The 25,460-nt window shown below is 34.8% G+C and carries 26 protein-coding genes; 7 read left to right on the forward strand and 19 right to left on the reverse strand.

Annotation, left to right across the window (positions count from 1 at the left end):
• Nucleotides 1-123: 123 nt before the first annotated feature.
• Both NEH74_RS04570 and NEH74_RS04575 read right to left on the reverse strand, forming a co-directional pair.
• Complete coding sequence (locus tag NEH74_RS04570; RefSeq protein ID WP_055276303.1) at nucleotides 124-561, reverse strand: GNAT family N-acetyltransferase; 438 nt, start codon at nucleotides 559-561, stop codon at nucleotides 124-126.
• Between the two features lie 70 nt (nucleotides 562-631).
• Nucleotides 632-1,261, reverse strand: a complete 630-nt coding sequence (locus tag NEH74_RS04575; protein ID WP_055242647.1) for a YkyA family protein — start codon at nucleotides 1,259-1,261, stop codon at nucleotides 632-634.
• 282 nt (nucleotides 1,262-1,543) lie between these two features.
• Here NEH74_RS04575 and NEH74_RS04580 point away from each other — a divergent pair, with 282 nt between their 5' ends.
• Nucleotides 1,544-2,029, forward strand: a complete 486-nt coding sequence (locus NEH74_RS04580; protein WP_055242645.1) for a hypothetical protein — start codon at nucleotides 1,544-1,546, stop codon at nucleotides 2,027-2,029.
• A gap of 16 nt (nucleotides 2,030-2,045) precedes the next feature.
• Here NEH74_RS04580 and NEH74_RS04585 read toward each other — a convergent pair whose 3' ends face one another.
• Together NEH74_RS04585 and galE are read right to left on the reverse strand one after the other, a co-directional pair.
• Nucleotides 2,046-2,495 carry a VanZ family protein gene (locus NEH74_RS04585; protein ID WP_055242643.1) on the reverse strand — a complete coding sequence of 150 codons (450 nt, stop codon included), beginning with the start codon at nucleotides 2,493-2,495 and terminating at the stop codon, nucleotides 2,046-2,048.
• 52 nt (nucleotides 2,496-2,547) lie between these two features.
• Entirely contained in the window at nucleotides 2,548-3,561 is a 1,014-nt protein-coding gene (gene galE / locus NEH74_RS04590) for a UDP-glucose 4-epimerase GalE (protein ID WP_055242642.1), read from the reverse strand.
• 268 nt (nucleotides 3,562-3,829) lie between these two features.
• Here galE and NEH74_RS04595 point away from each other — a divergent pair, with 268 nt between their 5' ends.
• Nucleotides 3,830-4,225: a spore coat protein gene (locus NEH74_RS04595; protein ID WP_055242640.1), complete on the forward strand. Its 396-nt coding sequence runs from the start codon at nucleotides 3,830-3,832 to the stop codon at nucleotides 4,223-4,225.
• A 47-nt stretch (nucleotides 4,226-4,272) separates the two neighbouring features.
• A complete protein-coding gene (locus NEH74_RS04600; RefSeq protein ID WP_055276299.1) occupies nucleotides 4,273-4,695 on the forward strand; it encodes a spore coat protein in 423 nt (140 codons plus the stop codon).
• A 129-nt stretch (nucleotides 4,696-4,824) separates the two neighbouring features.
• Here NEH74_RS04600 and NEH74_RS04605 read toward each other — a convergent pair whose 3' ends face one another.
• The 3 genes from NEH74_RS04605 to NEH74_RS04615 all read right to left on the reverse strand — a co-directional run bounded on the left by NEH74_RS04605 (nucleotide 4,825) and on the right by NEH74_RS04615 (nucleotide 7,033).
• Nucleotides 4,825-5,538, reverse strand: a complete 714-nt coding sequence (locus tag NEH74_RS04605) for a pirin family protein (RefSeq protein ID WP_055305975.1) — start codon at nucleotides 5,536-5,538, stop codon at nucleotides 4,825-4,827.
• Between the two features lie 189 nt (nucleotides 5,539-5,727).
• Nucleotides 5,728-6,723 (reverse strand): RNA polymerase sigma factor RpoD/SigA, encoded by a 996-nt coding sequence (locus tag NEH74_RS04610; protein WP_055276295.1) that lies wholly within the window; start codon nucleotides 6,721-6,723, stop codon nucleotides 5,728-5,730.
• Between the two features lie 172 nt (nucleotides 6,724-6,895).
• Nucleotides 6,896-7,033, reverse strand: coding sequence for a hypothetical protein (locus NEH74_RS04615; RefSeq protein ID WP_156344121.1), 138 nt, complete (start codon nucleotides 7,031-7,033; stop codon nucleotides 6,896-6,898).
• 428 nt (nucleotides 7,034-7,461) lie between these two features.
• Between NEH74_RS04615 and NEH74_RS04620 the strand changes: the two genes are divergently transcribed.
• Together NEH74_RS04620 and NEH74_RS04625 are read left to right on the forward strand one after the other, a co-directional pair.
• Complete coding sequence (locus NEH74_RS04620; RefSeq protein WP_055242630.1) at nucleotides 7,462-7,653, forward strand: hypothetical protein; 192 nt, start codon at nucleotides 7,462-7,464, stop codon at nucleotides 7,651-7,653.
• A 108-nt stretch (nucleotides 7,654-7,761) separates the two neighbouring features.
• Nucleotides 7,762-8,406, forward strand: coding sequence for a restriction endonuclease (locus tag NEH74_RS04625; protein ID WP_055305976.1), 645 nt, complete (start codon nucleotides 7,762-7,764; stop codon nucleotides 8,404-8,406).
• Here NEH74_RS04625 and NEH74_RS04630 read toward each other — a convergent pair.
• Nucleotides 8,403-9,023: a hypothetical protein gene (locus tag NEH74_RS04630; RefSeq protein WP_055305977.1), complete on the reverse strand. Its 621-nt coding sequence runs from the start codon at nucleotides 9,021-9,023 to the stop codon at nucleotides 8,403-8,405. The two genes, NEH74_RS04625 and NEH74_RS04630, sit on opposite strands and share 4 nt — an antisense overlap.
• Nucleotides 9,024-9,255: 232 nt before the next feature.
• On the opposite strand from NEH74_RS04630, the gene NEH74_RS04635 reads away from it, so the two are divergent.
• Complete coding sequence (locus NEH74_RS04635; protein ID WP_262941124.1) at nucleotides 9,256-9,654, forward strand: cytidine deaminase family protein; 399 nt, start codon at nucleotides 9,256-9,258, stop codon at nucleotides 9,652-9,654.
• A 99-nt stretch (nucleotides 9,655-9,753) separates the two neighbouring features.
• Here the strand turns inward: NEH74_RS04635 and NEH74_RS04640 are convergent, their stop codons facing one another.
• Both NEH74_RS04640 and lepB read right to left on the reverse strand, forming a co-directional pair.
• Nucleotides 9,754-10,650 (reverse strand): RluA family pseudouridine synthase, encoded by an 897-nt coding sequence (locus tag NEH74_RS04640; protein ID WP_055242623.1) that lies wholly within the window; start codon nucleotides 10,648-10,650, stop codon nucleotides 9,754-9,756.
• A gap of 12 nt (nucleotides 10,651-10,662) precedes the next feature.
• Nucleotides 10,663-11,163 carry a signal peptidase I gene (gene lepB, locus NEH74_RS04645; protein ID WP_055242621.1) on the reverse strand — a complete coding sequence of 167 codons (501 nt, stop codon included), beginning with the start codon at nucleotides 11,161-11,163 and terminating at the stop codon, nucleotides 10,663-10,665.
• A gap of 206 nt (nucleotides 11,164-11,369) precedes the next feature.
• Here lepB and pepT point away from each other — a divergent pair, with 206 nt between their 5' ends.
• Nucleotides 11,370-12,590, forward strand: coding sequence for a peptidase T (gene pepT / locus NEH74_RS04650; protein ID WP_055242618.1), 1,221 nt, complete (start codon nucleotides 11,370-11,372; stop codon nucleotides 12,588-12,590).
• A gap of 25 nt (nucleotides 12,591-12,615) precedes the next feature.
• On the opposite strand, the gene NEH74_RS04655 is transcribed toward pepT, so the two are convergent.
• The 9 genes from NEH74_RS04655 to NEH74_RS04695 form a co-directional block, all read right to left on the reverse strand.
• A complete protein-coding gene (locus NEH74_RS04655; protein WP_055242616.1) occupies nucleotides 12,616-13,155 on the reverse strand; it encodes a sugar transferase in 540 nt (179 codons plus the stop codon).
• 184 nt (nucleotides 13,156-13,339) lie between these two features.
• The gene (locus NEH74_RS04660; RefSeq protein ID WP_055305681.1) at nucleotides 13,340-15,142 is read right to left on the reverse strand and encodes an ABC transporter ATP-binding protein; all 1,803 of its coding nucleotides are present in this window, start codon (nucleotides 15,140-15,142) and stop codon (nucleotides 13,340-13,342) included.
• Entirely contained in the window at nucleotides 15,135-16,865 is a 1,731-nt protein-coding gene (locus NEH74_RS04665; protein ID WP_055305682.1) for an ABC transporter ATP-binding protein, read from the reverse strand. Before NEH74_RS04665 ends, NEH74_RS04660 begins: the two co-directional genes overlap by 8 nt.
• A 4-nt stretch (nucleotides 16,866-16,869) precedes the next feature.
• Entirely contained in the window at nucleotides 16,870-17,319 is a 450-nt protein-coding gene (locus tag NEH74_RS04670) for a MarR family winged helix-turn-helix transcriptional regulator (RefSeq protein ID WP_055305683.1), read from the reverse strand.
• A 139-nt stretch (nucleotides 17,320-17,458) separates the two neighbouring features.
• Entirely contained in the window at nucleotides 17,459-19,750 is a 2,292-nt protein-coding gene (locus tag NEH74_RS04675) for an ATP-dependent DNA helicase (RefSeq protein ID WP_055305684.1), read from the reverse strand.
• Nucleotides 19,751-19,982: 232 nt separating this feature from the next.
• Nucleotides 19,983-20,837, reverse strand: coding sequence for a hypothetical protein (locus tag NEH74_RS04680; RefSeq protein ID WP_055305685.1), 855 nt, complete (start codon nucleotides 20,835-20,837; stop codon nucleotides 19,983-19,985).
• A 105-nt stretch (nucleotides 20,838-20,942) separates the two neighbouring features.
• Nucleotides 20,943-21,335, reverse strand: a complete 393-nt coding sequence (locus tag NEH74_RS04685; RefSeq protein ID WP_055305686.1) for a hypothetical protein — start codon at nucleotides 21,333-21,335, stop codon at nucleotides 20,943-20,945.
• Nucleotides 21,336-21,675: 340 nt separating this feature from the next.
• A complete protein-coding gene (locus NEH74_RS04690; RefSeq protein ID WP_055242602.1) occupies nucleotides 21,676-23,232 on the reverse strand; it encodes an ABC-F family ATP-binding cassette domain-containing protein in 1,557 nt (518 codons plus the stop codon).
• Between the two features lie 112 nt (nucleotides 23,233-23,344).
• Complete coding sequence (locus NEH74_RS04695; RefSeq protein ID WP_055242600.1) at nucleotides 23,345-25,369, reverse strand: peptide ABC transporter substrate-binding protein; 2,025 nt, start codon at nucleotides 25,367-25,369, stop codon at nucleotides 23,345-23,347.
• Nucleotides 25,370-25,460 lie beyond the last annotated feature (91 nt).

Here is a 25,460-nt window from a genome sequence, read left to right on the forward strand (position 1 = left end):
AGGACACCCTTGTCTTAGGCTATGTACTTTCCGCTACTTGGACGTACTCGGGACTTTAACCCGTTAGATAATACCCATGCCGGGCGCACATAAAAAGACAATGACCTTTTAGTCATTGTCTTTTTATTTCCTTGAAATAGGATAAGTCATTGCGACATGATCGATGCCAGCATCTTTAAACACTTCTCCATAAGAAGTAAAGCCTAAACTTTCATAAAATTTAACAGCTGTCAATTGTGCATCTAGTTGAATCTCTTTAGCAGTGGTCTGTCCTTTGATGTAACTCATGGCCTCTAACATCAGATTTTTTCCAAAACCTTTTTTACGTGCCTCTTTTAAAACAGCCACACGTCCAATTTTAGCAATATCTTTATTTTTAATAATCACCCTAGCTGTTCCCAAAGCCTTTTCATCCTCATAGGCAATAAAAATAGGAACAAAACAATCATAGTCATCAATTTCCTCCTGGACTGGGACGGATTGTTCTCCAATAAATACAGTCGTACGAATTCTAAAAGCATCTGCAAAATGTTTCTGATTCGTGGCTAAAATAACATTCATGTGATGATACTATTAGGACTTGATGCCCTAATAGTCCCCTCCTCTCCTGATTTAATCTCTTATTTTTTAATTACTTGATATAGGTTTCATAATAGTTAGTATAACTTGTATTAAAAGTTACTAATGCTTCTTGATGTAATAAAGAAATGGCATTAGCTTCATCGATAGCTAAATTAATAGCCGTTACTAACTCATCTAATCTCGCTACCGGGGTTGATGGAGTAATTTCACGATAAAAAACGTTTTGTGCTTCATTTAAAGCCAATAAGGCTTCAACATACTTAATTAAACTTGTCTCATAGTTTACATATTGAGAAATTAAAGTGTTCGTTTCTGTTTTTGATTGATCATTTTTATTTTCTTGATTCTGTTTTTCTAATTCTGACTGATTCAAACGCGCTCTTAGAATACAGGCTTGATACGTTTCAAGATAAGTCCTACTTTCTTGAACAGTTGTTTTTCCCTCTTCAATTAATGGTTGAACTTGATCAAAAGGATCTAAACCTTTTTCAATAATGTCATTGTATATCGTCGTTTCCTTGCTAATCAAATCAGTCAATGTTTGATTATTGACGTTACATTTATTTTGACTAGAAATATGCTCATTTAAAGCATTAAAAATCTTCGCTTCATGTTGACTACGGCATCCACTTAAAACGACTAAAAGACCTAGTGATAGTAATATTAACCATTGCTTCACAAGTGCCACTCCTTTAAAATTTGGATATCCTTTAGTTTATCACTTTCTAACATATTCATACGTCATGAAATTGAATATATTGTAAATATTTAACTAGTACTCAAAATTTTAAAGCAAGTGATATAGATGTAAGCGCCATAGGACACTATCTCAATCATCGATTTTTATAAATAAGTAAACAAATCCATCGATTTGAGATAACACTACTCTTTTTTTGACATAAATATATAATAGGTTGATTACCTATACCAACGGTAAGTATCATCTCAAAGGGGGATTTTCATGCGTCAAGCCTTTTCACCACCTCCACCCCCTCCGCCAGCTTCTCCTTTTTTCGATGAAGGTGATATTGATGAGGGACTAGGACAAACCGAACAAAATATATCTGCAGAAGACCGAGTACCACCTGAATGCCCTCCATTTTTACCCTTTCTCCTCTCACTAGATCCTTACACCTTTGTAACACTTGGTTATATCATTGCTGTCCTGATTTCAATGGAAGCACAACGTCCAGAGGAACAAGAGGCTATCGGAAACTTTTTAGAGGTTATTGCAACTAATATTGAATATATTGCTGAGCAAGGATTTTATTTACAAGAGCTCGACGAGCGACGTCAAGACAAAATTGAGGCAATTGAAAAACAAGAACTTCGAGACGAGATTAATGAACTTAAACAAACCATTGCTGAACTTCAAGATCAAATTATTGCCTGTTGTCCAGGGGCAGCAGCCTCGTTAAGTGAAACAAATGAGGCGAGTTCAGAATAGTAAAAGGCTCAAAGAACTAAATTTCTTTAAGCCTTTTTGTTATGATTTGAAGTTGGTTAATCATTGCAATCAACACCATGGCAAGTGCTCCCCCTGAGGTATCAATTAAAACATCAGTAAATGCACAAGCACGTCCAGGAACAAAAGCCTGGTGAAGTTCATCCGTACAAGCGTATAAAAAGACACCCAATAATGCATAAAATAATACTCGTCTAAATGAAAGATAATCAATTATAACATTAAATATTAGTACATACAAAATCAGATATTCAGTAAAATGCGCACCTTTTCGAATGATGAGCTGTAATTCTATTCCAAACAGTTGGTGTGGTATAAATGGAAAAAGTGACAGCAATTGTTCTACTAAACCACTGCTTTCTGAAGATTGCTCCCCAGTCTGTGCAGAAAATAAAAAGATGACCAACATCCATACTAATAAAACTAACCATTTGATTTTACGTTGCATTTCTCATCCCTAATTTCAATCACCCCTAACCATGAGGTTAGGGGCAAATTTTTTAGTTATAATTTAAAATCGTTTCACGAATCTCATCCCAACGGAAGGCATCACGAATTCCATCTTCAATTGAGTATTTAGCTTCCCAATCAATTAAGTTTTTAGCTCGTTCACAGCTTGCATAAGCACCTGCCACATCTCCTGGACGTGGTTCAGTCTCTGCTTTATTGACTTCACGACCTAATACAGATTCAAAAATAGACACTAATTCTTTAACCGTTACACCATTTCCTGTTCCTAAGTTAATGACTAAGTAAGGATTTGATGGATCTTCAGAGCGTGCAAAGGCTTGATCAAAGTTTTCAATGGCTTTAACGTGTGCCATCGCTAAATCCCAAACATGAATATAATCACGGATTCCTGAACCATCGCGTGTTGGCCAGTTCACTCCTGTGATATTAAAGATCGCTTCCTCACTTGAAGCAGCTTCTAATAATTTAGCTAAAACGTGTGATGGGAACTGAACGTGTGCTCCAGAACGTAATTTTGGGTCCGCTCCAATTGGATTAAAGTAGCGAAGTGCAATTCCATGCATCCCATACGCGTGACAGAAATCTTGTAAAATCATTTCCATCATGTATTTTGTACGAGCATATGGACTTGATGGTTTTAATGGTGCTGATTCAGTTACTTTGAACCCTGGTACGACATCATATAATGAAGCTGATGATGAGAATACAACATTTTTGCATCCTAATTCATTTAAGTTTTTAAATAACTCTAACGATTTAGAAACATTTTCTGTGTAATATTCATATGGATTTGAGACTGAATCAGGCACCACGATTAATGCTGCAAAGTGAATACAGTGCTTGATTTCAGGATGATCAGTAAATATTTTTTCTAAAACTTGGCGATCTGCGATATCTCCTTGGTAAAAGATTTTCCCTTCCGTAAATTCTTTACGACCTGTGACTAACGAATCTAAAATGATTGGTGTATGTCCATGATCTTCTAAGGCTGATACAACGGTACGTCCAATATATCCTGCCCCTCCAGTGACTAATACTTTCATGAGTTTCATCCTTTCTTATATAAAAGTTTCATTTATTCATAGTCTACCCTAAAAAATAATTAATTGACACTCATTCAATAAATCTATTAATTAAAAGAGGATTTGACCTCTAAATTTTATCATAATTTGCCTATCAAAAAAACTAGTATTCCGTTTTTTCGCTACTATCTTTAAAAATGTGTACTTAAAGCGGTACAAGCGCACTCCTTAAATCACTCACGTTTGAATAAAATATCATGTAATACAAAACAAGTGAGGTGATCAACAAATGGCTAATTATTATGACCGTGATACTGAATCACAATCCGCTGATACAAGTATTGATGTGTTACAATCAGAATTTCAAGGAATCTTTATCAAAGATTCTAACCAAATCCGAATCAATCAAACTGAGGCTCAAGCATTGATTATCCTTCAAATTGCTTTACAAGCTGCTCTTGACGTACTTCTAATCGCATTTGACTTGGATGATAATGACGATGATGTTCGCGAATTACAATCAATTATTCAATCGATTAAAGCTGCTCAATTGCAATGTCAAAAAATTATTATTAAAGATTGCAATGATATTACATTGAATCAACAACAAATTCAAATTGATGCTTTAATACAAGTGGCACTCCAACTTCTTGCAAAACTTGAAGCAAAATTTATTGAAATTTAATGAACTTGTTATATAAAAAAGAGGATATCTAAGTGAGGTGAATTACTATGAAGTCAAACTGTTACTATTCTGAATATCAATGTCCAGACCATTATAAACAAGATGTTGATCAGACAGAAGATATGAAAATGAATGGTATTCAAAAACAAAGTCAAACTTTAGTTATTAAAAAAAGCCATGGTGTTACTATTAATCAACAAGAAGCACAGGCTTTAATAGCTCTTCAAGCTTCACTACAGGCTGCTATTGAAGCTGCTATCACGGTCTTTGATGCTCAAGATAATGCTGACACCAGTGATCTTCAACGATTAGATCAACAATTGAAAGTTCTACAACTACAAAAAGAAGTCATCGCTATTCAATGCTCTGATGATATTATTATCAATCAACAACAAATTCAGATTGATCTTGTTATTCAAGCTGTTATTCAATTATTAGCAAAAATTTCTGCAAAAATTGTAGAGATTTAATTCAAAACGTCTCATTTCATTCTGTATAACTGATTGACTGAATCATATAATAAAACACACGATCGATAAATCCAGCTCAGGAAACAGTTGATCGTGTGTTTTTTAGTACGACACTATAGTATATGCCCACTATTCAATTTGGTGATTATCTGATGCTAACGCCATTTCAATTAAAATAAACTGTGACTGTTCATGAGTTTTAATCTCAATTCGATCTTCATAAATCTCCATACCATCTCTTGAGGCCATTTCCTCATCATTAATCACAGAGCTTCCCTCTAATTGAATTAAATAAGCTTGACGGCCTTTTTTTATATCAAATTGAGTTTGTTTAAACGCTTCAAGTTCAATTAACCAGATATACGCCTCTTGATAGATTGTGATAGGCGTTGTCTCAGTGGGGGAAGCAATTAAGTGCCATTGGTTTTTGGCATGATTACTATTAAAGCTTGCATATTGAACATTTGGAGTTAATCCTTTTTCATTCGGTTTGATCCATATTTGAATCATTCGAACGGAAGTATCGCCCCAATTAAATTCACCATGGTCAATCCCGCCTCCAGCACTCATGTAATAAAGATCCCCTCGATGCAGGGTCTTTATCTCATGCTGCCTCGGGGTATGTGTTAAATCGCCTTCTAATATATAAGTTAAAATTTCTACGTCTTTATGTTTATGTAAATCATGTCCGCTCCCCGCATGTAAAATATCATCATTGATGACACGTAAGACTCCAAATGTATTTGAGGGTTGATGATAGTTTGTATGTGAAAAATGAAATAGACTTTGAATCCATGTATGATAAGCTGTTCCTAATTGTTTTTTCTCAATCTTTTTAATCATAGCTACTAACTTCTCCTTCCCTTTCTCTACCCTCTCCTTTTCATTCCCTTTAGTTCATACCTTCTTCATTGTATCATATATTCCTTTCGTTAACGCCTGTCAATTCAATACATAAATTCCAACTATTTTTGATAAAAAAAGTAATAGCATTTACACTATCACTTTTTGGGTAATTTATTAATAGACGGATTAATTGATTAAGTACTCTTTATATCGAATCAGCAACGTCCGTAACTTTCTCATCGCTTTTGCTTCAATTTGACGGATTCGTTCACGTGTGACCCCTTCAATTGCTCCTATTTCTTCTAATGTTTTCTTTTCTGCTCCATTTAGTCCAAAACGGTGAGTAATCACAAACTGTTCCCGAGGATTTAAACTTAAAATCATTTTATCCATATAGGCTTTTAAATCTTCATCCATGGCTTTTTTTTCAGGATTGTCATACATGCGTGAACCGCCTTCAGTCAGCAATTCATTTTCATTAGAAATTAAATCTTGAAGCTCAGTATCCTCATCTTCCTTTGAAACAAATCCGTTTAATGAAGTAGGTTTTAACATATAAGTCTGAACACGTTTAACTGCTTCATACTTCTCCATTGGAATATTTAATTCTCCACATAAATTAGACACATCAATCGGTTCATTTCCTTGATCTGCTTTTTGCTCATATCTCATCACTTGATTAATAGATTCAAACATATGGACTGGAATTCGGATAGTAAATCCTTCATCCGCAATCGTTCGTGTTACAGCCTGTTTCACCCAATAGGTGGCATACGTTGAGAAGTTGTTATCGTAAGTGAAGTCAAATTTTTCAATGGCTTTCATCAGCCCTTCTAATCCAACCGAGAATAAATCATCGTAATCTAACTTATGATGATAAAATTTTGTATATCGCCCAATAATCTTATGTACGAGGTTTGTATTATTAAAAATTAACCACTCTAGAGCAGACTCATCATTTTCTAAACGATATTTCTTTAAATACTCTAAATTATGCTGATAATCATTTGAATGCTTTCTCATCAATAGGTTATGTGCACTCCCTGATACAGGACTTACTGTGGATTTCGTATTTTCCATACTCATTTTGCTATTAACCTCTCCCCTCATTGAGTTATTCAGACTAGCTTTCGTCTTTCGACGATTGCTTTCTTTTCGGTTAGCAACTTCCATATGATTCATTCGATATCCCCTCTCTCTCATCGAACTTTATTCACTTATCCTATTACTCTCGTTTTTTATAATGACATTCAACCAATTGACGACTTCTCATTCTGCAACACCTTTTATTTTCCACATTTACCCTATACTTAATCCGTAACAAGTATGAATTAAACCAATCAATTGGTCTTCATTATAATATTGAAAAAAAGCGTTCATCTTCAATAACTGTTCCAATGGCTTCTTTTACTGAGAAGTAGATGATACCTTCTGATTTTAAAATCAATTTATATCTCAAATAGATGACATCTCTTTCATCAGAACCTTTCATAACGAATCACACACCTAAACTGCATCGAATTGGTTCCCAAATGCAAGTTCATGCAATCACGAATAAATAACCGGTTGTCCCAGTCATGCACTTGCATATGTCACAGGTTCTTTGACATCATCGACAGCTATCACTTAATTCCTCTATCATGCTAAAAATAAGCTATCTCGACCTGGTCAATAGCCTAAATCCAAAAGCCATCCCTCCTTTTTTACATACGGAAAAAAACATTTGGTAAATATCGTTTAAGTGTGTTTTAACCATAAAAAAAATACTCCTTTGCTCGTTGTTCATAAAAACTTAACGGCATTTTAACACCATTTCCCTTCTGATTATATTAATTTTTCTCTATAATTATCACTTTTTTCTCACATAATAATATTAAAATTCCAACACTAGATTTGGAATTTTGAAAGGAGTAATCAACAATGGGTAAAAACGAAATGGGATCTCCAATGAATGCCTCTATGCAAAGTATTAAAGATAAATCTGATGTTGAGTTCGGAACAGGAAATGTACCAGATACACGTCTTGAAGTCAAAAAATCATTACCTGAAGCCAAACGTTTTACTCAATCAGCAAAAGACCGTCGTAACACTGAACAGTTTTTAAAACGATAAATCCAATCGTCCTATCCGTTAAAGGGATAGGACCTTTTCATTTTAATCGTATAATCTTCCCTAATTTAATCCATAATAAGGTAAAAGTATAAATTGGAGGAATAAATGATGTCATCGAAATCATTAAAATCAGCACGTCAACGTATGACGTTCTTCTTTTATTGTTCGTTATTATTATCTGTCTTTTTTCTCATACAAATTCGATATACCCTAAGTTTAAGCTTCACTCATTGGAGCGCAACTCAATATACGCTGCTCTTTTTATTATTCTCTTTCATTGTGATTTGTTGTCTAAAATATTACTCCTATTACCGTGATTTAAAATCTGATTGTCAGTTCATTGACCTCGAAGAAAAAAAATTAAAGCTTAAAAAAAATACAATTCGTCAACAAGTTGCCTCAATGAATCCTTATGATTTTGGTGAACTAGTCGCCGATTTATTTCGAATGAAAGGATTTAAGCGAATCTTTTTAACCCCTCGAATGAATAAACATTTTTATGATATCGAAATGTATCTAGATGACCAAAAAGTTTTAGTCTCTTGTTTATTAAATGCACTGGATTATCCTGTTCCACAATCTTACTTAGATCGGCTTCATTTAATGATGCGAAATAATCAAATCGATCAAGGCGTTTTTGTCACACTCGGACACTTTTCAGATGACTGCTACCTCTTCTCAGAAGATAAACCTATCCACTTAATTAACGGTGAGCAACTCATTGATACCTTAATTGAAAGTTCCAATCTTTAAATTTCTTTCGTTTTAAAATAAGACTCGCAAAAAAGGCACCATTTGATTTGATACGCTTCATTCGTAATAATAGGTAAATCACGAATGTTAAACTTTTGTTCCTTCTGGCAAAAGTAAACAAAATCATCGATATAGGGTTCATACTCACCTAAATAAACATAAATTTCACTAAATCCCAATAATTCAGCTGCTTTTAGTCGAGTATGTCCATCAATTGAGATCCATTGATTTCCTTCTTCAATGATTGGAATAATAATATCTTCTGGTTTTTGAATCCACGTCAATAAGCGATTTAATTTCGCTTCATTAATATATAATTGGCTCGGTTGAATGTTTAATAATGGGACTTTCATGACTTTCTTTTTCGGTTGATGATAAATAATGGTTCCCTCTAATGTTTCAATATGATTAATAAAACCGCTATAAAATAAAAATTCTTCAATGACTTCTTGAGGACACTCATTTCCATCAGTATGTAAGATAGCTTTTTGATGATTAACAATCTCAAAATCATATTGAGTCGATTGTTTTAAGTCTGTCACTCTAAAAGATGTGTTATGATTTTGAATTCCTACATGATGATTTACTCTCTCCTCTTCACAACGCTCAATTTTCATCTTATTCCCTCCTCGTAGCGATAGTAAGTTTACTTCATTCTAGCTCCTTTTATAAAATCCTCAATTCTATTTCTTTTAAACATAATTGGTATCACACACTAATTATACTGCAATACTTTGTTGAGATTTCGACATTTTTCGTCACCATAATCGGAAATTTTATTGACTTCATTTTGTTTTTCTGATACTATAATAAACCCAATTACCTCTCATATTAAAGGAGGGACATATGATGTTCGAAGATTTAATTTTAAAAGCTACAGAAGTTCTAAACCCTCGTCAACTCTCTTCTGCTGCAGAAGCGGGAAGTGTCGCTGCTGCTCTTTTAACAAATAGTGGTCAAATATACACAGGTATTTGTATTGAAACAAAATGTTCAATGGGATTTTGTGCCGAACATGCAGCTGCAGCTGCTATGATCACTGCTGGTGAAAGTCACGTCGTTAAAATGGTAGCTATTAATAAACGTGGAAATGTCCTTCCACCTTGTGGTCGTTGCCGAGAATTTATCAGTCAACTCAATGATAAAAACATTGAAGCTGAGGTACTCATTAATCGAAAAAAATCAATGAAATTAAAAGAGCTGCTTCCCTATGATTGGCGTGAAGCAAAAATGTCCGAAATCGACTAAATGTCTTCGGACATTTTTTTATAAAATGATTTTTAAAATCTTTACTCTATAAAAAAAACAATTCAACTCGTCAGTCATCACTGACTAGTTGAATTGTTATTAAATGAGCTTTTGCATATCCGTTGGCAATGGAACCGTAATTTCTAATAGCTCCTTTGTTATGGGATGAGTCATTTCAATACGTGAAGAATGAAGGGCTTGTCGCTTAAGTGGTCCAACTTTTGCAACACCTCCATATAGGACATCTCCAAGCAATGGATGGCCTAAGTGACTCATATGAACCCGAATTTGATGTGTTCGTCCGGTTTTCAATTCTAATTCCACTAAGGCATAGTTTTTAAATTGTTTTTTTAATTGATAAAAAGTAATCGCCTGATCACCATTTTTAGCGACACGTCGTCGTGCACTATGATGACGATCTTTACCAATTGGAGCGTCAATTTTCCCTTTTTTTGTTTTTAATCTTCCCATCACTAAAGCTAAATACCAACGTCTAATTTTTTTCTCTGATAGCCAATAATCCATTAAGCTATGCGCTAGATAATGTTTTGCAAAAATAATCCCACCACTTGTATCCGTGTCTAATCGATGAATGTATCGAACTCGATGAGAGATTCCTTTTTCTTGATAATAATGAGCCACTCCATTGACTAAAGTATCCCTTCCATTCTTTTGGTCAGGGTGTACCATTAATCCTGCTGGCTTATTAATAATCAACAAATGATCGTCTTCATAAACAATATCTAACTTCATCTTTTGTGGGTGAAAATCAATTTCTTCGGCTTCAAAAACAGGAATCGATAGTTGATCTCCTACTTGAAGTTGCTCATTAAAATTTGTTCCTTCTCCATTTAACGTCACTTTTTTATCCATATATAATTCATGGATTTTCTTTCGTGATAAATGATAATTTTGCAAAAACTCACGAATGGTTTGATTCGCTTGTTCCTTTTCTATCATAAATACTAATTGCTCATTTTCGCGAGTTACTTTCATGTTACCACCACGTTACTTTCTAAATTGCTTGACCACTCCAACAACATCTTCCTTAATTCTAATTAAGCCTAATGAAGGGGAGCGTGAATCTAAGCTATGATTTCGATTGTCCCCCATGACAAAAAGGTGTCCTTCTTCCACGATTAAATCAATTTTAGGATGTCGTTTCATCGGCTCGTTAATGTAAGGTTCCTCTAGTAAAATGCCATTAATATAGACCCTTCCATCCTCCACCAAAACATGTTCATTCGGTAAACCGATGACACGCTTTAAAAAAAATTTATGTTGATTTTTTTGATGAGCTCTAAAAGCTACTAAATCATGACGTTTAGGTTCACCTCGATGATAGGCTCGACAATCTAAAATAATGGGTTGGTTATTCTTGATTGTTGGCACCATTGATTGTCCCCGTGCTAATGCAAGACGAACAAAGCGAGAAATAACATAACCCACGAGTAAACTAGCTCCCACTTCAACTACATCATCTAAAAACGTATTCTCTTCCTTCCCCACCTCAAACGACCTCCTCTACTACTAATCCTTTTCTTTTTCTATTATAACATAATGACTCCTCCCTTACATACAACCTTTAAAATGTGAACTAAATTCACTTAAAACACCCCATCATTCATTATATTATTTATGAATTCATGGTAAAATATACATAATTTAAAGTGAAGAGCACATACTAAATTGAATCATTATTGGAGGGCTTATTTATGAAAACTGTTATGGATCGTTTCTTAAACTATGTTACCTATGATACAAAATCAAATCCTGAATCACTAACAACACCTTCGACTGAATCACAGCTACTCTTTGGTGATATCTTAATTGAAGAGTTACATGAATTAGGATTAACTGAAATTGAAAAAGATGAAAATGGCTATATCTATGCGACATTACCAGGAAATGTTGAACATGATGTTCCTGTGATTGCTTTCATCTCACATATGGATACCAGTCCAGACTTTAGCGGCACAAATGTAAACCCACAAGTCGTTGACTATGCGGGAGGAGATATTGTTTTAAATAAAGAAAAAAATATCGTTTTATCTCCAACTGACTTTCCTTCTTTAAATCAATACGTAGGTCAAACGTTAATTACAACAGATGGAACAACATTACTTGGAGCTGATGATAAAGCGGGAATTGCTGAAATTATGACAGCAATTGATTATTTGAAACAACATCCTGAGATTAAACATGGCTGTATTAAAGTTGCTTTTACACCCGATGAAGAAATTGGACGCGGAGCCGATCACTTCCAAGTTGAAAAATTCGGTGCCAACTTTGCTTATACTGTGGATGGTGGAATTTTAGGAGAATTACAATATGAATCATTCAATGCTGCAGGAGCTAAAATTACAGTTCACGGAAAAAGCGTTCATCCGGGAGATGCCAAAAACAAAATGATTAATGCTGGTTTAATTGCCACTGAAATTGCGAGCATGTTCCCACGTCTTGAAACCCCACAACATACGGAACATTATGAAGGATTCTATCACTTAACAGATATTTCAGGACATTGCGAAGAAGCTTATCTAAATTTAATCATTCGTGACTTTGATACCGAACGTTTTAACTCACGCAAACAATTTGTTGAAGATTTAGTAAAAGAATTTAATCAAAAATATCCATCTAATACGGTTGAACTTGATATGCGCGATCAATACTATAATATGCGCCTTCAAATTGAAGATAAAATGCACATTGTTGAGTTAGCAAAACAAGCATTTGTAGAAGTTGGAGTGGAACCTTTAATTATTCCGGTTCGAGGAGGAACGGATGGATCTAAATTATCCTTCATGGGCCTTCCAACACCAAATCTTTTCACAGGTGGGCATAACTTCCACGGTAAATTTGAATATATTCCAGTTCCATCAATGGAAAAGGCTGTTAGCGTCATCGTTAAAATTGCTGAATTAGCCGCAAAATAAAAAGCTAGTCAAAACTAGCTTTTTTTCATTGTCGAATCAATAACAAAATCAAGCTTTTGCAAATAATCTTTATATCAAACCATATGCTTTGATGTTCAATGTAGTATACATCTAAAATAAACTTCTCCTCCCAGGTTAGGTTTTGTTGACTATGAATTTGACTCCACCCTGTCATTCCAGGACGAATAGAATGACATTTCATGTATCGTCGATTTCTCGAAGGAATGGAGCGAATCAAAACTGGTCTAGGACCAACTAAACTCATATCTCCAATTAAGACATTATAAAACTCTGGAAGATGCTGTAAATGATAGCTTTTTAAAAAACGTCCCAATTTTGTTAGACGTTGTTCCGGTGATAATAAGTTCCCTTGCTTATCTCGGGATTCATTCATTGTTTTGAATCGATACAAAGTAAATAGTTTTTGATTTAGTCCTGGATATCGCTGCTTATAAATGACTGGCCAACCTAAATCAAAAAAGACTAAGATTCCAATCAATAAATAGATGGGTGATAAGACAGTCAACATTAAAAAAGAAATCATGATATCCATCATCCGCTTCATCATTTCGCCCCCTTTTTCAATGGAGTTGTGAAATTCCCCCTTTATTTCAAGCTTAATTATGAACCCTTTCACTTTTTCTTACTATCTTATTTTCGTGGAAACTTCTACTACTACTATATGCCCTAACTAAGCTTCTGTTCAAATTAGTAAAACAATCCATTAGTTTACCTAATGGATTGTTTTTTTACTGTCTAAATTGACTATTATATAAATTAGCATAAAAACCATCGATTGCTAGTAATGTTTCATGATTTCCTTGTTCAATGATTTCTCCTTGATTTAAGACCAAAATTTGATCAGCATTACGAATCGTACTTAAACGATGCGCAATCACAAAGGTTGTCTTACCTTCCATTAAACGAAGCATTGCTTTTTGAATTTCAACTTCTGTTCGCGTATCAATCGACGATGTTGCCTCATCTAAAATTAAAATAGAAGCTTGTGATAATACGGCACGCGCAATTGCTAGTAATTGTCGTTGTCCTTGAGATAAATTACTTCCATTATCCGATAAAACCGTATCATAGCCATCCGGTAACTGCATAATGAACTTATGGGCATTCGCCATTTTAGCAGCCTGGATAACTTCTTCATCACTTGCATCTAAACGACCATAACGGATGTTTTCACGAACCGTTTCTGAGAATAAATACGTATCTTGTAAGACCATTGAAATACTACGTCTTAAACTTCCACGAGTAATTTGATCAATATTTTCACCATCGATTAAAATTTCACCCGAATCGATATCATAAAACTTTGTTAATAAGTTAATAATCGTCGTTTTTCCTGCACCTGTTGGTCCCACAATGGCAACTGTTTCTCCTCGACGCGCATGAATACATGCATCTTTTAAAATTGTTTTTCCTGTATCATACGAGAACTTAACATGATTTAAAATGACATCCCCGTCTAATTTCTCAACATCATGAGCACCTTCTCGATCTGTTTCTGGTGTTTCATCCATAATCTCAAATACACGTTCTGCTCCTGCTAATGCAGATTGAACCGTATTAAAAATATTTAAAATCTCATTGATTGGACGTGTAAAGTTTCTCATATATAAGATAAACACAAAAATATTTCCAACTGTAATACTCGTTGTTGTAAGAGCTAAAACACCACCAACAACAGCCACTAACAAGAAAGTAAGGTTATTAATAAAGTTATTCACTGGTCCCATGAATCCTGATAAAGCCTGCGCCATAATTGCACTTTTTGTTAAACGGCGGTTAATCTTTCCAAACTCCTTCTCAACTTCCTCCTCTTGTGAGAATAACAATACCGCTTTTTGTCCCGAAACAATCTCTTCAATATAACCATTGAGACTTCCTAAATCTTGTTGTTGTTTAATAAAGAAAGGCTGTGTTTTTTTCACTAAAAAACGTGACGTTAAAAACATCAATGGTGTCGTTAATAATCCTACGACTGTTAGTGTTGGACTTAAAACAATCATGGCAATCAGCATCCCAATGATCGTAATAATACCTGAAAACATTTGAGTAATACTTTGAGACAATGTCATATTAATATTATCGACATCATTCGTTAAACGACTCATTAAGTCACCACTTGAATGTGTATCAAAAAAGCGAAGTGGTAGCTTTTGCATGCTATTAAATAATTGACGACGAATTTCTGCCGTTGTTTCTTGAGATAACTTAATCATAATTAAGTTTTGAATGTAAGTGGCAATGACACTAATTAAGTAAATCAACCCGATAAAGATACAGATTGTTTTTAGCCCTGATAAATCACCGGGTACAATATAATCATCAATGATGCTTCCATAATAGTTTGTGGCTAAAACACTGACAATCGTTGAAATAATACATAAAATAAACACAATAATCAAAGCATAGACTTTATGACTCATATAAGCCAGTAATCGTTTAATAGTTGATTTTGGATTTTTTAACTTCTCAGCTTTGTGAAAACGTCCACCAGGTCCTGGTCCACCTGGTCCTGGTCCCATCGGTCTACTCATGGTTGACAGCCTCCTCCCCTAATTGTGAAATCGCAATACTACGATAGATTTCATTTGTTTTTAATAATTCCTCATGAGTTCCAATTCCTGAAATCTCACCTTGATCTAACACAATAATCTGATCGGCATCCATCACTGCTGAAATACGTTGCGCAATCATAATAACCGTACTCTCTTTCATACGCTCTTTAATGGCTCGTTGCAACTTACTTTCGGTTGCCATATCTAGTGCACTTGATGAATCATCTAAAATTAAAATTTTAGGATCACGAATTAATGTTCTTGCAATCGAAACACGTTGTTTCTGTCCACCTGATAAGTTCTTTCCACGTTGTTCAACGACTGTTTCATAACCATCTTCTTTCGCCTGGATAAACTCCATTGCCTGAGCATCTTTTGCAGCATCATCTAACTCATCTTGAGTCGCCTCATGGTAACCAAATTTAAAGTTTGAAGCAATCGTTCCTGAGAATAAAATACTTTCTTGTAAAACAACTCCAATCTTATCTCTTAACTCACTCAGGCTTAATGTTTTAACATTTTGACCACCAATTAAGACTTCCCCTTCGCTGACATCATAAAGACGTGGAATTAAATTGACTAATGAACTTTTCCCCGATCCAGTTCCACCAATAATTCCGACTTGATTGCCTTGCTTAATCTTAAAGGAAATATCTTTTAATACTTCTTCACTGTGCTCATGATACTTAAATGAAACATTTTTAAATTCGATGTCATAGTTTGTTAATTCAGCTGTTTTTTCATTTTCTTGAATACTTGAATTTGTGGCAAACACTTCATTGATACGATCAGCTGATGCTTTTGCACGTGAGAAATTCATCGAAATCATGATCACCATCATCATAGACATCATAATTTGTGTTAAATAATTAATAAAGGCCATGATTTTACCCGTTTCAAGTAAGCCATCTTGAACTAAATATCCCCCATACCACAACACACCAATGACACTAAAGTTAACCAGTAACATGACGACTGGATTTAAAATAATCATAATTTTTTGTGCACGAATACTTTGACTCATTAAATCATCATTCGCCTCATTAAAGCGATCACGTTGTTTATGCTCCATGGTGAATGCTTTAATGACACGAACTCCTAATAAGTTTTCACGCATCACATTGTTCACTTTATCAATTTTTTCTTGCATCGTTTTAAATAACGGGAAAGATTTTGACATCACGATTGCAACAAAAATTAAAATAATTGGAATCGTAATTACAAACACAATGGATAAGCTTTGACTTAATCGGTAGGCCATCCATAATCCCCCGATACAAAGTAACGGCGCACGAACTAAAATACGAAGTCCCATCATCACCATCGTTTGAACTTGAGTAATATCATTTGTTAAACGTGTAATTAATGATGATGTTTTAAAATGATCTAATTCTAAAAATGAAAGGGACTGAATTTTAGCGAATAATCCATCACGTAAATTTTGCCCTAAATTTACTGCCGCAATAGTTGAAAAAATAGAGCATCCCACTCCTCCAATTAACCCTAAAAAGGCAAATAGAATCATCTTTGCACCTGCAGTCAACACATAATTAATATCACTATTAGCAATTCCAATGTCTACAATGTTCGATAACATGGTTGGCAAGGTTAAATCCATCGCAACCTCTAGCAACATCAAAATAGGTGCCAAAATGGCATAAAAAATAGCTGGCCCCTTTAAATATCTTAATAATTTAAACATCCTATTAACTCTCCCTTCTCTTTAAATTTTCATACATTCGGTTCAGGTAACCAAGGACTTCTTCTCTTTCCTCTTTTGTAAATCCTACAAAACAACACTCATCAATTTCACAAAATGTTTGTTTCACCTGTTTTTGGGCTTCAAATCCAGTCTCCGTTAAAAAGACATTCGTAATTCGACGATCCTCTTGATTTGCTTCACGATAAATTAATCCACTTCTTTCTAAATGACTTAATAAACTCGTGGCAGTGGCCGGTTGAATATGACAATGCTTGGCCAAATCTTTTTGTGAACATCCATTATGATGATGTAAATAATCTAAAACTTTAGGTTGCCCCTCTGTCAATCCTAATTCTTGAAATCGATGTTGGCAAACTTTTCGGTGCATCTTTGATGTCCGAATAAACGCACGATGCAATGATTTTGACCTACTATCATCTAATTTTCCTTTCATGTTATCCCTCCTTTTCTTTTAAATAGTTAGATATCAAATCTTTAGATATCTAAATAATTACCATATTCACAAATAAAAGTCAATGAGTCTAAACTAAAACATAAAAACAGAGCCGTAGCTCTGTCTTTAGTCGTGACGATTATTTTAAAAACTTTGCATGTTGCCATTCATAAGGAAAGAGTGATAAATACGTGGGTTCAATATAACGTTCATCAATCATAATCACAACGCCTTTATCCTCTTCTGTTCGAATCACACGTCCCACTGCTTGCATCACCTTATTAAACCCAGGATAAAGATAGGCATATAAATATCCCTTCTTAAAAGCTTCTTCAAAATAAAGTCGACGCTGTTCAGTCAAAGGATTAATTTGAGGAAGTCCAACCCCAACAATAATAGAACCGATCAGTCGATTTCCAATAAGGTCAATCCCTTCACTAAAAACACCACCTAAAACAGCAAATGCCACCAAAGTTTCACTAGAATTGGCTTGGAATGAATCTAAAAAGGCTTCACGAGCTGACTCATCCATCTCACGCTCTTGTTTTAATAAACGTTGCTCATCGTCTATTAATTCTTTATACGCCTCATACACCATCTCTAGATATTGATACGATGGAAAGAATACAAGATAATTCCCCTGCTGGTTTCTAGTTACTTGATAAATTGTTGAAATCAGGGGGGCAAGCGTTTGATCCCGCTGCTTATACTTCGTTGAAATGCCATGATGGACATATAAATCTAAATGCTCGCGATCAAAAGGTGAGGGTAAAAAGATTTGCTCACACTCCTCATCATGAAGTAAGACAGTATGATAATAGCTCAGTGGATGTAAGGTCGCTGAAAATAAAATACTTGATCGAACTCGCTCCATTTTTTCACTTAAATAAAGGCTTGGATTTAAACAAATCAGACTTATCTTGACTTCAATCCCCGATCGTTCATAACGAACGCGAAAACTGTCATTGTAATAATCAGAAATTCGCAAAAATTGATGACAATCAAAATATAAATTCATTAATTGGGGTTTATATTCAGTCTCAGGGTGCCGATATAAATATTTTTCCAACGCCTCAAGAAGAGATTGAATCTTTGTTAAAAAAACTTTATCTATATCATCTTTAAATAAATCATAAACTTTCTTTTCTTCAAGTTCATGACGATACTCAATAAATTTCAAATTCAAAGCCCCTAATACCTTTGCTAATGGTTTATGCCGGTCTTTAAATAAACGTTTCAGCTCTTGAATCGGCGCCTTAGTTAAGGAAGCACTATACATGTCGCAAGCTCGATCATATAAATTATGTGCCTCGTCAATTAAGGCAATATGGGGTGACGGCTCATCAAAAAAGCGACGGAGGTAAGCACGTGGATCAAACATGTAGTTATAATCTCCAATCACGGCATCGCTAATCGACGCCATTGCCAACGAATACTCAAATGGACAGACGCTGTGCTTTTTAGCATAACTCACGATTCGATCACGATTAAACAGTTGTTCTGACTCAAATAGATCTTTAGTTGCTTCGTTAATTCGATCAAAATAACCTTTAGCATAAGAACAATAGCTTGGATCGCATTTTACTTCATCCATTAAACAAATTTTCTCTTTTGCCGTAATCGTTGTCACTTTGGCTTGCCATCCATTGGCTAAGCAAGTATCAAAGGCTTTTTCTGCCACGCTACGGCCAATCGTTTTAGCAGTTAAATAAAAGATTTTTTGTTCATGTTCTGTTAAGGCTTTGATGCTTGGAAAAATAGTTCCCATTGTCTTGCCAATCCCTGTTGGAGCTCGTAATAAAAGTCGTTTCTTTTGTTTAACACATTGATAAACCGCCCCTGATAATTCTCGTTGATAAGCTCGAAAATCTCCAAATGGAAACTGTAAGGTTTTAGCTGTTTTTAATTTTAACTCCATCGAACGTAATAAAATCAAGTACCAATCCAAGTAAATACGTAACGTTTCTTGAACAAACGGTTCTAACATTTCTTTCGTATATATTTGATCAAAACAACGTTGATTAATGCCCTCTAAATCGCAATAGATCAATCGAACCGTTATTTCTTCCCAGTCTAAATGCTGACATAATAGTAAATAAGCATACATCTTGGCTTGAGCATAATGAGCTGGTCGATCATTCTCTTCAATTACTTCTAGCTTGCGTGTCGTTGATTTAATTTCTCCAACAATCCATCTTCCATCTCTCTCTAGTAATAAATCCATTCGACCACTTAAATGAATCTCATGTTCATCTAATGATAAAATATGTTCTAAATAAACTTCACACTCTTCATCTAAATATTGATCTTGGATGACTTGATGAACCTCTGTTCCATACTGCGCACGATTCGCTTGAAAATATTCTAAATTTAAATCGCCTTGCTGATATACGTAACTAACGACTTCTTTGATTCCTTTACGAATAATCATCATTTCACCAAATTTCTATATAAAAGCAGATAAATATTTAACATTTCCCTGTCAATGTTAACCTCTTAAACCATCATAAGCAAAAGCTAACACTCAAAATTGATTCTTATCTATTTATCCTTTTTACCATCATAACACTTTTTATTCCTCTACTCCTAGATGATAATCCTTCCAGTTATCAACTAGCAGATAAAAACGTCTCAAAAGGAATATTCCCTCTGAGACGTTTCATTTAAACCGCTGGTTGAATTGAACCGAATTGTTTCGCACGAGATAAAATACGATAAACATAATCCTGTTCTTCAGCTAAGTGTAATTTTCCGCAAAATTCTTCATGTAACTGATAAAATTCTTCGACAATCGATTTTAAAACCTCTTCTAACTCTTTAATCGATGGACTAAATCCCCATTGTTTTAATTTGTTTTGTTGTTCTAATTTTAAAACGGATTCACTTCCCTCCATATGTGACCAATCTAAATAAACATTTGGTTTATTCCCATCTTGAATCATCCACATCGTTGCAACTAACCAACGCATAACATTTAAACAATGTCTCGCCTTATAAGATTCATCAACGTAAAAACTTCGATAAAATTCATAATAATTTGAGAAAAACTTTGTGCGCCAACTATCTAAATCCTCGAAGCTTAAGGTATACTGTAGATTTTTCGACTCTTCAGACACATAGGTCATAATCCCATACGGATCATCAACAATGATAATCTTCTTATAATCAATCGATGGTTGTATCTCTTTCACATCATGGAATGTGACGAAGACTTTCACTAGACTTTCATAATGGACAATTATTGTGCTTTGTTGCTTCATATCTTCCTCAAAAAAGAGGACTTTCCCAAAAGTCGAAGCAATAGCACGTTTATGTTGTAATGTCTCTTTATAAAATGCTGGTTGAACGACAAGATTTAAATGAAGGTCTAACTCCGAGGACCCTTCAATCAAGTCACTATAGAAAACAGAAATAATATGGGGATTTTTCTTTAACTCCTGTTTAATTATTTTTAATAAATCTTCACGTTCTAGTTCTCGGTGTACTTCATTTACATAGTATAACTCTCCCTTTTTCATCCGCTACCCTCCAGAACAACATTTATTGTCAATTTTTTACATTATATCACATTTTCAAACATTTGACCATATGCGTTCTGTTTTAAGCAATCTTCAATCATCCCTTTACAACTCTTCTCCTTGTTCAACGACTTCATATCCCTTATTTTCACCTCGTTTAATCCTCATCATCCAATGTTCTGTTTGATATTCACACTCTAGGTCATCTATTAAATTTAAATCATAATCAATTTTAACGATAAACTCTTCTATATTTCCCGATATCACTTGAATTTTCTTAATCTCAATGTGCCATTCTAACTGACCATTTTTTATCGGACTCATTCTCTCATTAATCGTATTATTAAAAAGAGAAAGCGCCACTTCCTTCATCAAGTCAACGGATTTCTGACGCCTCCGTTTATAACAAATCCCTCCAATAACCCCGACTCCTAAAACAATACAAATACTCGAGTGAACCCAAATTTTATTCCCTTTTCGTTTGATTCTTATTTTCATAGCTATCCCTCAACTTTTATTCATCTAATTCATTATAAGAGACATTAAATAAAAATATACACCTCAAATCGATCATTAATTCATGTGGTCGGCTATTATGTTCAATTAATATTTTAGACTATTTTCAAACGAGTGAGCCTAGTCTATCTTGGAAATAATTCTCTAGATCAAATTCCTTGCTTTATCTTTTAATCAGTGATCCACCCATCACCTTTATATCATTTCATCCCAAATTAATGATTCGATCTTAATCAATAAGAACGTTATCTTTTTGACATGATGTCGTTAACTTAACTCTATCAAAAAATGCGACCTCCTAACAAGGTCGCATTTTTTCACTTTATACTAAACGAGTCGTCCATTTTTCTCCGTCCCAAATATCTGTCACGACATCGCGATAGAATTCAGGCTCATGGGAAATCAGTAAGACACTTCCTTTATATTCTTTTAAGGCACGTTTTAATTCATCTTTTGCATCCACATCTAAGTGATTCGTTGGCTCATCGAGAATTAAGACATTTGTTTCACGGTTAATTAATTTAGCAAGGCGAACTTTCGCTTGTTCTCCCCCACTTAAAACCATTACTTTACTTTCGATATGTTTCGTTGTTAATCCACACTTAGCTAAAGCGGCACGAGCTTCCCCTTGTGTTAAGTGTGGGAACTCATCCCAGAACTCTTGTAAACATGTTTTATCTTTTCCACCTTTGATTTCTTGCTCAAAGTATCCGATATGTAAATGTTCACCTAATTCAACCGATCCTGAGATTGCAGGAATTTCACCTAAGATACTACGTAATAACGTTGTTTTCCCAATTCCGTTCGCTCCACAAATCGCAATTTTTTGTCCTCGTTCCATTGTTAAATTTAATGGTGCCGATAATGGTTCATTGTACCCAATCACTAAATCTTTTGTTTCAAAGATATAACGTCCTGACGTACGAGCCATCTTGAAGTTGAATTCTGGTTTTGGACGCTCAGCTGCTAACTCAATGATTTCCATTTTGTCTAATTTCTTTTGACGTGACATGGCCATGTTACGTGTAGAAACACGAGCTTTGTTACGAGCCACGAAATCTTTTAAATCAGCAATTTCTTGTTGTTGTTTTTTATAAGCAGATTCTAATTGTGCTTTTTTCGCTTCGTAAATACGAACAAAGTTATCATAATCTCCTACATAACGGTTTAACTCTTGATTTGCCATATGATAAATTAAGTTGATGACACTATTTAAGAATGGGATATCATGTGAAATTAAAATAAAGGCATTTTCGTATTCTTGTAAGTAACGTGTTAACCAAGTAATATGAGCCTCATCTAAGTGGTTTGTCGGCTCATCTAATAATAAGATATCTGGCTTTTCAAGTAATAATTTCGCAAGTAAAACTTTCGAACGTTGCCCTCCACTTAACTCCGTCACGTCACGATCTAATCCGATATCTTGTAATCCTAAACCTTTAGCTACCTCTTCTACTTTGGCATCAATGACATAGAAGTCGTTGTTTGATAAGATGTCTTGAAGGACACCGACTTCTTCTAATAAAGCATCCATTTCTTCTGGATCAACCTCGGCCATTTTCATATATAAATCATTAATTTTTGCTTCCATATCAAATAAATATTGGAATGCCGTTTTTAAGACATCACGAATCGTCATTCCTTCTTGTAATGACACATGCTGATCTAAATAACCAACGCGCACATTACGTGACCATTCAACTTTGCCTTCATCTGGTACTAATTTTCCAGTAATAATATTCATAAATGTTGATTTTCCTTCACCATTGGCTCCGATTAATCCAACATGCTCTCCTTTTAATAAACGGAATGATACATTTTCAAAAATAGCACGATCCCCAAACCCATGACTTAAGTTTGTAACGTTTAAAACACTCATTAATGGCTCTCCTTTCAAACATGAAGTCTCTTCATGTCGATTGAAATTTTTCTTCTTCGATTATATCTAACATTTTAATTAATGAAAAGAAAATTTTCATATTTTTCATCTGTTAATTTTCAACAGCACCATTGATGGATTTTGATTTCAACTGTTCTTGACGAACCGTTGACCATTTTTCATAACGTTTGTTTCGTTCTTCAAGCGTTACAATCCTGTCACTGAGTTGCATTCGTTTAAATTTCATCGGTGATAATCCATACGGACTATAAGACTTCGTATAAGGAATAATTCGAGAGACAGCATAGCTTCCACCTGAGGCATAAAGAGGAATAAAATACGCTTGATCAAGAGCATAGGCCTCAGCATCAGCATAGCGTTCATAACGCTTATCCATATCACGAACCTCTAAATTTGCTGCTTCTTTTAATTCTTTAAAAACATACAGACCGATTTGTTCCTTTAACTCTTTTTCTTCCTGACTCTGAATCGCTGATCGATTCAATCCAAAGCTTTTTAATAAATCTCCATTATCCGGATCTAAAATATCTAAATAACTTTTAGGATCGCCATAATCAGGCGACCATCCTGCTGAAAAGACCAGATCAGTATTGACTAATTCAGCTGTCTTAGAAGCTAATAAATTTTCACGAGAGCTCATAATTAAATTAATTAAAACCTCCCCCTCTAAATGTTGTTCAATACTTTGTTTTAAAGCTTGCGCACTTCGGAAACTTCCGTCACTTTCACTATTTATAATCACATCTAAATAAATGGGAAATGTCACACCTTGTGCTATCAATTCTTGTTTAGCAATTGCTAATTGCTCTTTCGCCTGTTCTGGATTAAAAAATGCCATCTGTCCATCGTCTAAGCTCAGCTGTTTAGAGTATAATACCGGATTTAGTCCCTTCAACGAGTCACTCACTAACTTACCATAACAATCACCATCACTCGTTTGAACGAACGTCGGCTGAGTTAATGTATTTCTTAATGAAATTTTTTTTAGCTCTTCCCCTACCACTTGCATATTGATTGATTCTGTATCAATCGCCCGCATAATCGCTCGACGAAATGAAGTATTTAAAATGGCTGCTTTCGTATCCGCTTTTTGCTGATTGGTTTTTGGGGAAACATCTTGACGGCTATCTAATGGCGAATGATACTGTTGGCGATTAAAGACAAAAGTTACAAACGCCACAGACCCATTAGTATCGGTGACAAAAATAGAATCCCCATACTTTTCTCTCGCACTTTTAACCAGTGGAGGATTATTCACATCTAATGGGGCAGAAACAATTTCTCCACGATCAAAGGCTAAAAATAAAGTCGTCGGATCCGCTTGCTGACAATAAATCAACTTCACATTTGGAATATAAACGGAATCACGGTCCCAATAATTTGGGTTAGCTTCATATTCAATAATTGATTTTGAAGTAAAGTTTTTTAGAAAATAGGCTCCATTATATAAAATGGATTCTGGCTTAGCGACACCAAACTGGCAACTCGAATATTCTGGTTCTCCTAATTTACATCCTAATCCTTTTGATTCTAAAAAACTTTGGTTAACAGGCAACAAAATAGAATAAGTCGTCATGGTTGGAAAATAAGGCGTCGGTTGATTCAACTGATACTCCAGTGTATACTTGTCCACCGCCTTCACCCCGACTTCACTAAACGGAATCTCTCCATTCACATAAGCGTCTAAATTTTTAATGACCGATTGAACGAGATAAAGCGTCTGCGATTGAAAATCGGCCGCATGTTGAAGGCCTGTGACAAAATCTTGAGCCGTCACCTCAGCGTATTCTTCACCTTCATCTGTATACCAATAGACCCCTTGGCGAAGATCAAATCGCCAAATCGTTGAATCTTCATTCCCTTCCCAATGCGTTGCCATCGCACCCACTAAATTTCCATACGTATCATGTTCAAGCAACCCATCAATAAAGTTAGCAAAATGTAAAGAATCCACGGTTTTATAAGTATATAAATAATCAAAGGTTTCTGGATCCATGCCATAAAATCCAACATAATCATGTTCTTGACGATCTTCTTGTTGAGCCTGTACTGGTCTCACGATACCAGCTAAACAGATACTGACTAATAATAAACCTATTAATCCTATGCGTCTCATCACATCACCCGATCCTATCAAAAATAAAAGTAGCCAAATGGCTACTCTTATTTTTCTACATTTTTCATGAGACATACATATTTAATAAGTT

Origin of the sequence: Turicibacter sp. GALT-G1 (assembly GCF_025594995.1) — a bacterium.
Lineage (GTDB): Bacteria > Bacillota_I > Bacilli_A > MOL361 > Turicibacteraceae > Turicibacter > Turicibacter bilis.